The sequence below is a fragment of the Flavobacterium sp. IMCC34518 genome (assembly GCF_027111095.2).
In the GTDB taxonomy this organism is placed as follows: domain Bacteria; phylum Bacteroidota; class Bacteroidia; order Flavobacteriales; family Flavobacteriaceae; genus Flavobacterium; species Flavobacterium praedii.
The window spans coordinates 1,957,299-1,970,840 of the sequence record NZ_CP114284.2 but is presented as its reverse complement, the minus strand read 5'-3'; the positions used below and the strand labels follow the sequence as shown (position 1 = coordinate 1,970,840).

General features: G+C 34.1%; 8 protein-coding genes. 1 reads left to right on the top strand and 7 read right to left on the bottom strand.

What is annotated here, in order from left to right:
- Positions 1-6: 6 nt before the first annotated feature.
- The 4 genes from OZP06_RS08525 to OZP06_RS08510 all read right to left on the bottom strand — a co-directional run bounded on the left by OZP06_RS08525 (position 7) and on the right by OZP06_RS08510 (position 9,332).
- Positions 7-2,436: a hypothetical protein gene (locus OZP06_RS08525; protein WP_269224509.1), complete on the bottom strand. Its 2,430-nt coding sequence runs from the start codon at positions 2,434-2,436 to the stop codon at positions 7-9.
- A 152-nt stretch (positions 2,437-2,588) separates the two neighbouring features.
- Positions 2,589-7,937: a T9SS sorting signal type C domain-containing protein gene (locus OZP06_RS08520; RefSeq protein WP_281324483.1), complete on the bottom strand. Its 5,349-nt coding sequence runs from the start codon at positions 7,935-7,937 to the stop codon at positions 2,589-2,591.
- Between the two features lie 857 nt (positions 7,938-8,794).
- Entirely contained in the window at positions 8,795-9,088 is a 294-nt protein-coding gene (locus tag OZP06_RS08515) for a type II toxin-antitoxin system RelE/ParE family toxin (RefSeq protein WP_269224504.1), read from the bottom strand.
- Positions 9,081-9,332 (bottom strand): type II toxin-antitoxin system ParD family antitoxin, encoded by a 252-nt coding sequence (locus OZP06_RS08510; RefSeq protein WP_269224503.1) that lies wholly within the window; start codon positions 9,330-9,332, stop codon positions 9,081-9,083. Before OZP06_RS08510 ends, OZP06_RS08515 begins: the two co-directional genes overlap by 8 nt.
- Before the next feature lie 219 nt (positions 9,333-9,551).
- Here OZP06_RS08510 and OZP06_RS08505 point away from each other — a divergent pair, with 219 nt between their 5' ends.
- Complete coding sequence (locus tag OZP06_RS08505) at positions 9,552-10,031, top strand: regulatory protein RecX (protein WP_269224502.1); 480 nt, start codon at positions 9,552-9,554, stop codon at positions 10,029-10,031.
- Between the two features lie 188 nt (positions 10,032-10,219).
- Here the strand turns inward: OZP06_RS08505 and OZP06_RS08500 are convergent, their stop codons facing one another.
- The 3 genes from OZP06_RS08500 to bioD all read right to left on the bottom strand — a co-directional run bounded on the left by OZP06_RS08500 (position 10,220) and on the right by bioD (position 13,469).
- Positions 10,220-11,392: a beta-ketoacyl synthase N-terminal-like domain-containing protein gene (locus OZP06_RS08500; protein ID WP_269224501.1), complete on the bottom strand. Its 1,173-nt coding sequence runs from the start codon at positions 11,390-11,392 to the stop codon at positions 10,220-10,222.
- 152 nt (positions 11,393-11,544) lie between these two features.
- The gene (bioA, locus tag OZP06_RS08495) at positions 11,545-12,849 is read right to left on the bottom strand and encodes an adenosylmethionine--8-amino-7-oxononanoate transaminase (RefSeq protein WP_269224500.1); all 1,305 of its coding nucleotides are present in this window, start codon (positions 12,847-12,849) and stop codon (positions 11,545-11,547) included.
- A gap of 2 nt (positions 12,850-12,851) precedes the next feature.
- A complete protein-coding gene (bioD, locus tag OZP06_RS08490; RefSeq protein ID WP_269224499.1) occupies positions 12,852-13,469 on the bottom strand; it encodes a dethiobiotin synthase in 618 nt (205 codons plus the stop codon).
- Positions 13,470-13,542 lie beyond the last annotated feature (73 nt).

Here is a 13,542-nt window from a genome sequence, read left to right as displayed (position 1 = left end):
CATCAATCAAAATACTACTTTATTTGTGTAAGTCTCCCTATTATCCAAATAAGTCTTTACAATTAGAATTTGATGCTTAAACATCGCATTTGAGACAACTAATTGTGCACTGTTTATTTGCTCCTTTTGAAATAACAAATTACCTTTTAAATCATAAATCAAAACCTTTGAAATATTTCCTTCTAGAGTATTAATTTGCAATTGGCTATCGTGAATACTAATTTTTATATCGTCATTGGAGTGATCAAAAGGATCTGGTTTTGAAATTGATTTTTTAACGGATGAAAACCGCAATACAAAACGATTATCAAATGTTCCTTTTTGGGTCGAAAAAGAATAGGAACTCAACTTTAAATCGTGCAAAATTGAAGTCTCTTTATCTTCTAAATAAATTTTTTGGTTCTCAAACAAACCATCAGTTTGATCTAATTTAATTGTAAAAGCACCTTCATTAGATGATTTATAGCCTAAAGGTACGATATCAGATTTTGCAAATGGCAAAGCTCTTCCTTGTATTACTAAATTTGCCGCACCAATTATACTATAAAAATCAAGATTACTATCATTATTTATACTCAAACCATCAAATGAAATATCAAATTCATTAGTTGCATTTGTTATATATCCTATTAATAATTGTCTAAATGCTCCATCCTCATTTGTTAAATTCAACCAAATTCTATGCTTTTTTAATTTTATTGATTTTACTCCTTTAAAAAATTGCTGATTGCTATTGTCTTTTGATACTCTCATTTTGTTATTAAAAACAACGGGGCCATCTCCAACAGAACTCAAAACAAAAAAAGATTGGCCGGAAGCTATAGTGCCAAACGGTTTTTCACCCCCACTTGAAGCAGCTACGCCACCTAAAATAGAATAAGATGCAAAATCAGATTCGGAATATTTATTATTGGCAATACTCGTATTATGACTCCAAAAACGCAAAGTCCCTTCAAGCCTAGAATGATTAATACTGTTTTCTAACAAAAATTCATCTGCATTTAAACCTGAAGGATATGGGTTACCAATTAAGTTTCCATAACCATTTGGACCCACTGCTAAAGGTGTAATGTTATTATTTGGTGTTCCTATAAATTCTACAGATTGAATATAAGTAGGAGCTGTTGGAATAGGCCAAAAAGGAGGTTTTGGCACACGAATGATATATCCAACTCCAGGTGTCATTATTCCATCATCAAAAGTCCAGTCATCTGCATTACAGTCATACCTATAATATTTATCAGGAAGTGTATTTGGTGACAATAGCTTAGCAGTTTGACCAGATACTGGTGAAGACCAATAGGTATAATCAAAATTCCTCATTGGTTGACTATTGCGTTTATAGACAATAGCACCTGAATTTATTGCTTTATCATTGACTTGAACTAAACTTGCATCATTTTCAAACGTTAAAACACCTTTTACATCCAATCCATTTTCAAGCTTTAATACCACACCAGAATTAACGGTAACCTTACTATTTGAATCAATTGTACAAGAACAAGCCTCAATATTCGAATCAATAATACAATCGGTTAAATAGCGAATATTTTTGTTCGCAGTAGGCAAACCATTTGACCAATTACCATTATAAAGAGTTTCAAGAGGCGAAACTTTAATAATATTGGATGAAACCTTATTTTTACAACTATTAACCGCATTTAATCTAACATAATAAGTTCCCCCTGCAACCATTCCAGAAATAGTGGTAAACAAAACATTACCTAATTCTTTATTCTGATAGCCTACTAGCCTATTTACAAATTCAGAATCAGTTGCTACATCAATAAAATAATTAGTAGTATACAAAGTATTTGACCAATTAACCACAAAAGAAGTAGCAGTACAATTAAGACTAGTTTCCTGCAATAAAGGTATTGGAGGTTCATTACAGGATACTGAACCTTTAAACTCAAAATCATTAACACTAAAAGTACCAGTACCCGCAATAGCAGCCCATGCATACAATCGAAACGTAATCGGTTTTGAAATATTCTGAAAAATAGGATTCAATAAAGAAACAACTGATCCGTTTGAACCAACAAAGCCAATATCCGAAACAAAATCATCAACACTAGATCTAAAAGCAAAAATTGTTGGTCCGTTAACCGAAGTTTGACCAGTATATTGAAAACTAATAAAATCAATCTTTTGATCTGAATTTGGACTTAATATAAATTCAAAATAAGCGTCAGGATCTATTTTTACCGTATTCCAACTTTTAGCATCATATCGATTATTCGCATCTACACCAATAACACCAACACCTCTGCTAATACCTGAGGCATCAATATTAGGATCAGTCTCTTGCCCAAAAGTATAAGGATTTGAATTATTAGAATTAACGCCTGTTATAGAATTTCTAAATATATTTTGTGCAGAAGACAAATTTAAAAAGAACAAAAACAAAGGCAGGTAAGAAAAAGAGAATCTCATATAAAACTGTATTTAAAATAAACAATATATTACTTAATAAAATTATAAAAAATAATTTATATTCTTACAATTCTTAATACTATTTAAATACCGTTAAAAAAAATCCCATTCACTAATGTGAATGGGATCATTATTAATATGTTTTATAATTCCTAATTTTTATAAATAATCTCCTTTGTTACCCATTTTCCTTCGATTAATTGGGTCATAACAATTAAAAACTGATCACTAGCATTTAAGTCTGGCACAATAAACTCATTACTATTCACAGCATTATTTTGATATAATAATCTTCCTCTTAGATCATATACCATAACCTTAGCCATAGTCATTTCAAAAGAATTAATTTTAATTTGATGATCCTTAACAGACACAACTAATGCTTTTTCAACTTTAGTAAACGATGGGTTCTCTAGATTTGGACTTGAAGGATCAACTACAACTGGTGGATCAACCACTACTGGTGGAACTACTACAACTGGAGGATCTATCACTACTGGTGGAACTACTACAATTGGAGGATCTACCACTACTGGTGGTACAACTACAACTGGAGGATCTATCACTACTGGTGGTACAACAACAATCGGTGGGTCTACCACTACTGGTGGAACAACTACAACCGGTGGATCTACCACTACTGGCGGAACAACTACAACTGGTGGATCTACAACTATAGGAGGATCAACTACAACTGGTGGATCTACAACTACAGGTGGATCAACTACAACTGGCGGAACAACTACAACCGGTGGATCTACCACTACTGGTGGAACAACTACAACTGGAGGATCTACCACTACTGGTGGAACAACTACAACCGGTGGGTCTACTACTACTGGTGGAACAACTACAACAATATTATCAGTATATCGCAATATAAATCGATTATTAAAAGTTCCTTTAAGCGTAGTAAATGTATAGGGACCTTGTTTTAAGTTCTGAATTAAATGACTTTCTGTATCTTCAATGTAAACGTCTTGATTCACTAAAACACCGTCTACTTGATCAATACTTATTGTAAAATTACCATCCACGTTTGTTTTATAACCCAAAGGCACTTTATCCGTATTTACGAACGGTACTGGACGCCCTTGAATAACTAAATTCATGTTTTCATTTACACTATAAAAATCAATATAATCATTTCCATCAAAACTCACTCCATCAAACGCTTTATCAAGACCAAGAGTTGCTCCTGATACATATCCCACTAACATTTGTTTGAATGCCCCTTGTTTATTAGTCAAATTCAGCCAAACACGGTTTTTTTCTTTAGAACTACTTTTCGATTTGGTACCTCTATAGAATTGTGCATTTTTACCCGAATCATCAACTCGCATTTTATTATCAAAAGTAACAAATCCATCAGAACCAAGACCTGGTAATGAATTCACAAAAAATGATTGACCCGCAGCAATATTACCATCAGGTTTATTGATATCTTGCCGTACATCGCCAGCATCAAATTTTCCATTATTATTATTATCGATATAATTACCCATCGTATTGGTACCACCAACCCCATTATAAGCAGCAAAATCAGATGACGAATATTGATTGTTCGTAATTACTGTGTTGTGTGTCCAAAGATAAATAGTACCATCAAGTTCATTACTATTAGCAGCCATAAAATCATCTGCACTCATAGCTGAAGGATATGGGTTACCAATTAAATTACCATGACCGATTGGACCAACTGCTAAAGGCAAAATTTTATTATTTGGAGTTCCTTCAAATTGGACAGACTGAATATAAGTAGGAGCAGTAGGTATAGGCCAAAAATTAGGTTTTGGAACACGAATGATATATCCAACTCCAGGTTTCATCATTCCATCATCAAAAGTCCAGTTATCTGCATTACAGTCATACCTATAATATTTATCAGCAAGCGTATTTGGAGACAATAGTTTAGCTGTTTGACCAGTTACTGGTGAAGACCAATAGGTATAATCAAAATTCTTCATTGCTGTCGAATTTCGCCTGTAAATTATCTTTCCATTATTTACGGCATTATCATTCACCTGAATTAAACTTGAATTATTCTCAAAAGTTAAAGTACTAGATGGATCAACTGTTAATCCATTTTCAATATGCAAAATAGCATTTGAATTTTTATCTACTAAATATCCTGCGCTTCCCACTGGAGTTCCCACTACCACATTTACACCTGGATTGATTTGAACAGAACAAGCGTTTATTGGAGTTACCATTGTTACACTGCTTGATGAACCAATTGCAAAGACAGCTTTTTTAGTATTATTCGGAGCCAAATTATCCCAAGTTAAACCACCATCTGTCGTTGTAGTAATCGGCACAGAAATAGTTGCAGTATTAGAATTCAAACTTGGTGTACCGCAACTACTTACTGCTCTAGCTCTAGCATAATAAGTAACTCCCGGTGTCAATCCGTTTACAATTACCGATTCAGTAGGATTTAATGAAGGTGATACCGAAATATTTTGATAACCTGGTATAAAAGTTAAAAATAGTGGATCTGTAGAAACATCAAAACGATAATTGGCAATATTTGGAATAGGTGTCCATGTAGCATTAGCCGAGATATCACCACAATTTAATACAACATTATTTAGAACTGGCGCAACTGGTGTAGAATTAACTTGTACCGCTTGTTGTGCAGATACAGATCCTCCACAACCTCCAGTAATTGTGTAAATAATATTAGTAGTTCCTGCCGAAACTCCTGTTACCAGTCCAATAGTATTCACAGTAGCTACTGCAGTATCACTACTACTCCAAGCTCCTGTACCTCCGCCTAAAACTACTGTATTTATAGCATAAGTTGTAGTTTCAGTAACACATAAATTACTTATACCCGATACTGAAGCAATGCTTGCATTTGGACTAATTGATGTAATATTTATCGGTAAACTATCAGAACATCCTACTGCATCAACACTATTTAATGTATAAGTTCCAGAATCCAAAGCAGTACGACTCAATGTTGTTGCATTATCTGTCCAAGAAACATCCAAAACGTTAACATTTACGGGCACATTTGCACCAGATTGATACAAATCAATTGTCTTTGAATATAGTAGATTATTGGATACGTCGAAAAGTTCTAACAACATGTTTTGCCCTCTCTGTTGGCAACAATCCAAACGATTGTAAATTTTTATAAAATCTATGTTTTTTCCTGATTGAAGGTCTACTTTTATCCATTCATTGATATTTGGAGTTCCACTGTGCCAATAATTACTGATTCCAGAATTATTCCCATCAATTGCTTTTTGTGGCCCAATATTTGGTATATCATTTAAATAATTTGAACTTGAAGTAGCAGAAGCACCATTAGAAGCCAATGCCACGTTGGTTCCAGTAAAAATTTCAAACGCCTCTATCTCTGCTACCTGTTGCCAAGCATCTGCATTGACATATTTTTGAGTTAATTTTAAATAACGAACATTAGTAAGCCCTCCAGAAAGTGTAGGGGTGATGGTTCCATTATTAGATGCCGGACACGTTTCATCAACCTTATTTGGAGTAATAGAAAATGGAGTATTTACAGTTACCGTTGCCAAACCAGACAAAACACTTGAACAAGTAGGAGCTGATTGATATACTGCACTAACCAAATTGTACACAAAAGTACCTGCAGTAGCAGTTAATACTGGAATTGTTGCTGTAGTATTAGCTCCTACATTTATAGTAGTATTTGTGCCTCCATTAAATGTATAAGTAATCGTAATAGGTAAACTTTGTGGATTTGTAAAAGTCACATTTGGGGAAGTTGCATTTAAACAAACCGTTGTAGTACCACCAATAGTAGCAGTAGGAGGTGATAAAATGGCGACTAGCTGATTCGATGAATTTCCACTAGTTATTACAGGACACGAACTATTAGCACGTACTCGATAATAATAAGTACCAACACTTAATCCCGTAACATTATAGGACGTTACAAAACCAACATTTAAACCACTATAGACTCCTACAAAACTCGAAAAAGCTGGACTTGTTGACACATCCAATATATAACTTGTGGCAGAATCAACTGTATTCCAATTTGCCGTAAAACTAGAACAACCAATATTCGTTCCAGCTGTTGATGTTGGAACGGTTAAAGCAACTGTTGAATCTGTTATTATAGCCACAACATTCGAACTATATACACATGCCGCAGAATTTACTGTTGAACCTCTAACGTTTCTTCTATAAAATATTTGAGTAGCTACACTAGGTGAAGTTCCTTGAACCGTATAATCTTTTGCAGTAGCACCAGATATATCCGCCCAAGTATTATTATCCGTTGAAGACTGCCATTGGTATTGAACAGGTGCAATTGTATTATTACCTTGCGTAGCTACTACAGCACCCGTTAAAAGTGTCGATGTAGATGCACATCTTGTAATAGGTCCTGTTGGCGTGACCGTATTTAAACTATTTATGGTAGTAGCCGCCGGGAAAATAGTGAAATTTGAAACGTTAGATCCGTTCTTTTCGTAATAATCAAAAACCAATTGACTGTTGCCATTTAAATAAACCAATACGTTATTATAATCTGTAGAGGATTGCTGCCTCCATGCGTCAAAAACCAATGCGCCATCAATATACAATCGAACCCCATCATCTCCTGTTATGTTTACAAAATAGCAACCCGCAGGATAGGTAGCCGGTGTAGTTTGCATTCGGTAACGAACCGAGAATGTTTCTGTACGAACAGTTTGAGTAGTTCCAGCCGCTGTAACAGGAATGCAAGTATCACCCCCTACATAACTATTATTAAATGAAATGGTAGATCCCGAAACCGTATTGGCTTGGTTAAAATAGCCTATATAAGAAGCAAAAGCATCAGTGTCAATAGGACCAGCTGTAGCAATGGGAACACTGTTTGAAAAATTATACACATGACCTATCCATGAATTGGTACCTGCAGCTGTTTGAGAATCTAGGTTGTTACTGCCTCCTGCATATTGTACTGTTATTGTTCCAGCAGTTCCAGAAGTTGTCGAACAATTATTATCATTAGTGTACCTCACTAATAAATCCCCAGTAAAAGTTGCTGTCCAGGGTGAAACCGTAGCATCATTATTACCGGAGCCAGAGGCTGTCCCAACATTTGTAGCAGTATTACTTGCATTAAAAAGTGTTATCCTTTTTGTAAAACCGGGATTCCCAGATGCAATGATGTTATATTTAAGTCCACTTATCACTTTCACGGCGACGTAGTTTCCTACCCCTACACCCGTAAATTGAACTGATCCAAAAACATTGTTACTAAATTCTGTATTATAACAAATATTACTTGTGCTTCCAGACTGAGAACCGCCAAAAGAACATTGACTATAACCATGCAATTGAACAAAAAATAGTAAAAATAAAATAACTACTAACTTCAATGAAGCAGTATTTTTATTTACTAGATTATCCAATATTTTATAGTGATTTTTAACCTGTAAAAAAAAGAAAACTATTTCTTTAAATTTAGCATACAGAGAAGAAAAAAAAGCAGTAAATAAAAGTAAAAATCTATTCATAATATTTTGGGGTATAGTGTCTAAATCACTAAAAAAAAGGTTTTTCCCAAATTATATAGCAACTATATAGTTTAAAAAAAACTTTTTGTGATCAAATTAGTTTTACAAAGGCAAAACCACGTAAAAATACGTGCCAAAATTAATCATTTAAATTTACCAATAAAATAATACCTTCGATAAAAGCGGTAATATTTAGTTAAATAACTGTTTTGAAAATATTTTGTAGTATTTTTATATTTAAAAATTCAATCCATATACCAATATTAAAAATTGATTAACTGTTTGAAATAAAACTATTTAAAAAACAATCCAAAAATTGAATTGAATAAAAAACCTACTTAAACTATAGAACTCTTTCTATTTACTGTATTAAAACATTGAAATACCATGTTTTGATTTAAAAAAAGGGAATCCTGATTACTTATACTCGATTCATTTCTAATAAAAAATCTCCATTTAAAATAAAGCAACCCAAAAAATTAATTTCTAACTTTTACCACAAAACGTGTTTTATTTTAAAATAAACAACTCCTTTTTAAACTGAAAGAATCTATAACATTTGGCCGCTTGACGATATGGCGGATTAAGGAAGCCTAAACTTTCGGTTAATCCCAAATTCAGCATTAGACATTATTACGCAGAGTCACACGAAGAATTCGCAAAGAATCTCAAAATTTTTTAAGCTCCATTCAAAGAATTCGATTTCACTTTGTGCGTCTTTTCGAATCCTTTGCGACTCTTTTTGAAATTTTTCCTATTGCGGAATCTCGTTTAATGACTAATTTTACAAGTACAAAACTGTCTTTAAATTAAGCCTAAACCCGCTATATTGCCAAACGGAGGTTATGTAAGATTCCTTATAGTCTACTTTTTAAATCCATCATTCCATCAAGAATTCTTGCGATTTCTATTTCGTTCATTGATATAATTGAGTAGAAGATAATATGTTCACCTGATTTAATACCTAAAATTCCTTTCGTAACTATATCATAGTTTCTACCAAGTTCCGGGTTATTTGCTAGATCATCACATGATGCCATAAGTAAATCATAATACTTTTCAGCTTGCATTTCAGACCAAGTTTCGATTGTATAATCCCAAATTTCAGTTAAGTCATCAACAGCTTTATATGTTAAATAATATTTAGCCATTTGATATTTTTCTTGCTTTTAAAACGTTAAGATGTTTTTTAGCATCAAAATCTACTGCCCGACCACTTTCAATTCCATCTTTAATCGCTTTTCTTAAAGCTACAATTTTATTTTCCTCATCTTCTAAAAGACGAAGACCAGCTCTGACAACTTCGCTTGCGTTATTGAATCTCCCATCATTTACACTGTGTTCGATAAAACTTTCGAAATGATTACCGAGCGATATAGAAGTATTTCGTCCCATAATTTTTTTTAGCTAAGTTACCAAAATATGGTAACTTTTCAAATTATTCCGTTTTTTTTTGAAATATTATATAACTTTATGATAAAAAAAAACTCCAAAATTTTCAACAAGTAAGTTCAAGAACCAAACACTTATTATTTTAGAATAATAAAAAAGCAAAATACATTCTTACCAAAATCATACATTTGTCAAAACAATTATACGATAATCCCCCTTTTGATGAAAGAAGTCTATTCCCTCAAAGAAGCAAAATTAAAAATAGAGCATTTTTGTGCTTATCAAGAACGGTGTCACGAAGAAGTGGTTTCGAAATTATGGAGTATGAAATTGGACCAAAATGAAATAGACGAAGTTATTGTACATCTTATTGAACACAATTTTCTGAACGAAGCTCGATTTGCCTGTAGTTTTGCAAGAGGAAAACACCGCATCAAACATTGGGGAAAAATAAGGATTACCAATGAATTGAAGATGCGAAAAATCAATAAAACCCTGATTAACTTGGCATTAAAAGAAATTACACCTGAAGAATATTTGGAAACATTTGAGAACCTAGCCGAAAGAAATTGGAAATCCATTTCAGAAACTAATGCCCTCAAAAAGCGAAAGAAATTTTGCGATTATATGCTACGCCGTGGTTTTGAGAGTAACTTGATTTATGATAAAGTACGGGAGTTGGAGAATGGGAATACCGATTAAAAAGATTCAATTTCGCAAAGATTCACAAAGAAAAAGCGCGAAGAAGCACAAAAAAAAACAGCAACCCTATTTAAACCATTAAGAAATTAAGATTCATTCAGACTCAATGCTTAATAAATCTTAATTTCTTAATGGTTTTTGTGTTTCTCTGCGAAACCTTCGTGAATCTTTGCGCTATAACCCTCTTCTTACAAACTCAAAAGCACACTCACTGCATTTCCTCCAAAACCAACGGCATTGACTAATACCTTTTTGATTACCCTTTTAGAGTTTTGAACTCTGAAAGGATTAGAATCATCAAGAAAAGGCACCCCAATAAACTGATTCTTTTGCATCATCAAAATGGCCATTTCCATACTCAAAATACCCGAAGCTCCAAAAGTATGTCCAATTTTCCATTTATTGGTAGTCAATAATGGCAACCTATCACCGAAGACTTTCTCAATGGCTCTAAACTCGGTTAAATCACCTTTTATAGTTCCAGGAGCATGCATTACGATCGCATCTACTTCTGAAATTGCTGTATTTTCCAAAGCCATTTTCATCGATTTCTGAAAACACGTAGCTTCTGCCGAAATCGAAATATTATGCTCCAAAATTTCTGTTGCATAACCAATACCCTCAATATAAGCCAGTGCATTTTCTTTTTTCCCAATTTCGAGGCAACACACTCCAGCGCCTTCACCCAAAATCATAGTATTTTGTTTTTTATCCAAATCCAAAGCACGATTCGGATATTGTTCTTCACTTTTAGAATAAATTTTCAACGCCCGCATTTGTCCAATTGTAAAATCGGTCAAAGGCGCTTCACTCCCACCTACCAAAAATTTATCAGCCATACCCGCTCTCAACCATGCCACTCCATTAAGTATTGCATGCAAAGCTGTTGAACATGTGATAGAATGTGAAATTTCAGGCCCTGTACTTTGCAAATCATGTGCCACCCAAGAAGAAATATTTCCTAAGGTAGTTGTTGGCGAAGCTAAAGTTTGAGCTTTACCCGTTTCTAAATACTCCTGAAAATGCTTTTCGAATAAATCGGTTGCACCACGAGAAGAACCAATATTAATTCCAAAAACAGCGTCTTTTGACCAACCTGCTTTCTCTATGGCAGAACGCGAAGCAACCATTGCATACAAAACCGATTTGTCCAACGACTTGTATTTTATATCGGATTGCCTTAATAGTTCAACTTCTGCTTCCGAATTACTGTCAAGAGCAGCAACATACGTATTGTTATGATCCAAAAATTGTTTTGAGAAACAAGGATTTTCCGAAAGATAATTTTCCCAAATCGTATCGGACGAATTTCCTAATGATGAAATGGAAGATATGGCTGTTATGGAGATAATTTGCGACAAAATATTCTGTTCTGATTTAGCCGCAAAGGTCGCAAAGTTTTACACAAAGTCCACAATGGATTGCAATTTTATAACAACAGAAAGAAACAAATTGTTACAATTATAAAATTATAATCCATTGTGACTCCCTTGTCGATCTTTGCTAAATGACTTTATACTATTTCCAAAGCGCTTTCGACTACTTCGTACACTTTTTGCAATTGTGCATCGGTAATTACATAAGGAGGCAAAATATAGACAATATTCCCAACAGGACGCAAAATCACACCATTTGCAATAAAAAAATCATAGAGTTTGTTGCGTAAAGTCCCATAATAACTTGCTGAAGATTCTGTTTTTATTTCTAAAGCAAAAATAACTCCTAACACTCGAGTCGCAGTAACCATTGGGTGATTTTCAATTCGCATTTTAAATTCCAAATGCCTTTTATTTATGCGAACTAAATTATTTTGCATAACATCCGTTTCCAACAAAGTCATACTAGCCAAAGCCGCCGCACAACCCGTAGGATTTGCCGTAAAAGTATGGCCATGAAAAAGTGCTTTATTGATATCGTCATCATAAAAAGCGTCAAAAAGAGCTGAAGTAAAAGTCGTTATCGCCATAGGAATGGTTCCTCCAGTCAACGCTTTGGACAAACAAATCATATCTGGTTTTTGTGTCAAATAATCACAGGCAAACATTTTTCCCGTTTTTCCAAATCCCGTCATCACTTCATCTGCAATTGTCAGAATATTATTTTCTAGACAAATTTGAAGCAATTGATCCAAAGCTTCAGGTTCATACATCACCATACCAGCAGCACCTTGCACTAAAGGTTCAAAAATAAAACCAGCACAATTATTGTTTTTAATGACTTCAAGCAACGCATCAAAACTAATTTGTTCCTTTCCTATTACAGGAACCGGAATCCGAACCACATCGATAAACATTCCTTGAAATGCCTGTGTATAAAACGATATTCCACTGGCAGCCATCGCCGCAAAAGTGTCACCGTGAAAAGCATTTTCAAAAGCAATAATCGTCGTTCTCTTTTCGCCTTTATTATAGAAATACTGCAAAGCCACTTTGATGGCAACTTCAACAGATGTCGAGCCATTATCAGAGAAAAAAACTTTCTTTTGATTATCAGGCAAAATAGCCATCAGCCTTTCGGCCAAAACAATGGCAGGTTCATGAGTAAATCCGCCAAACAAAACGTGTTCTAAAGTTGTCAATTGCTTGTAAATCGCATCGGCAATGAATTTATTGGAATGTCCATAAGGATTGACCCACCAAGAAGCGATGGCATCAATATATTCTTTTTGATTTTCATCCCAAAGCAAAGCCCCTTCCCCTTTCGTTATAGCAATAGGAAGTGCTGCCGTTTTGTGCTGTGTATAAGGGTGCCAAAGATATTGGCTGTCTCTTTCGATTAGCCCCCTAGCCCCCAAAGGGAAACTATTTGTAGTACTCATAATTATAAATTCAATAATTTTTCTCGAAACCGATCTGCATATTCTTTGATTACAATTTGGTCAAAGTACGGTTCTTGCTCGATTCTTCCAATACATTTAATCCCGGTTTTATTCAAAATTACAGATTCGGTTGATTTATTTTCATCCCCAGAAAAAATAATTCCAGCAATCGCTATTTTACGATTAAGCAAGGATTCAATAGTAAGCAACGTATGATTAATACTCCCTAAATAATGTCTTGACACCAAAATAACTTTATAATCTGATCGAATCAAATCAATGACACAATCCGCTTCATTCAATGGTACAAAAATACCCCCTGCTCCTTCTATAACAAGATGATTATTCGTATCTGGCTCTATTATATTTTCTAAATCAATAGAAATTCCATCAATTTCAGCAGCAAGATGTGGACTTGCTGGCGTGTTGAGCAAATAGCTATTGGGGTGAATTACCGTTGTAACATTAGAGACAAACGACTTGATCTTATGACTATCAGAATGATCAACATCACCAGCTTGTATAGGTTTCCAGTAATCAGCTTCTAAAGCTTCTACTATAATGGCAGAAGCAATTGTTTTACCTACATCGGTAGAAATTCCTGTAATAAATAGTTTCATATATTTTTATTTCGCAAAGATTCGCAAAGTTAAAAGAAGCAACACCAAGATCTACATTCAAAAATTTCTTTGT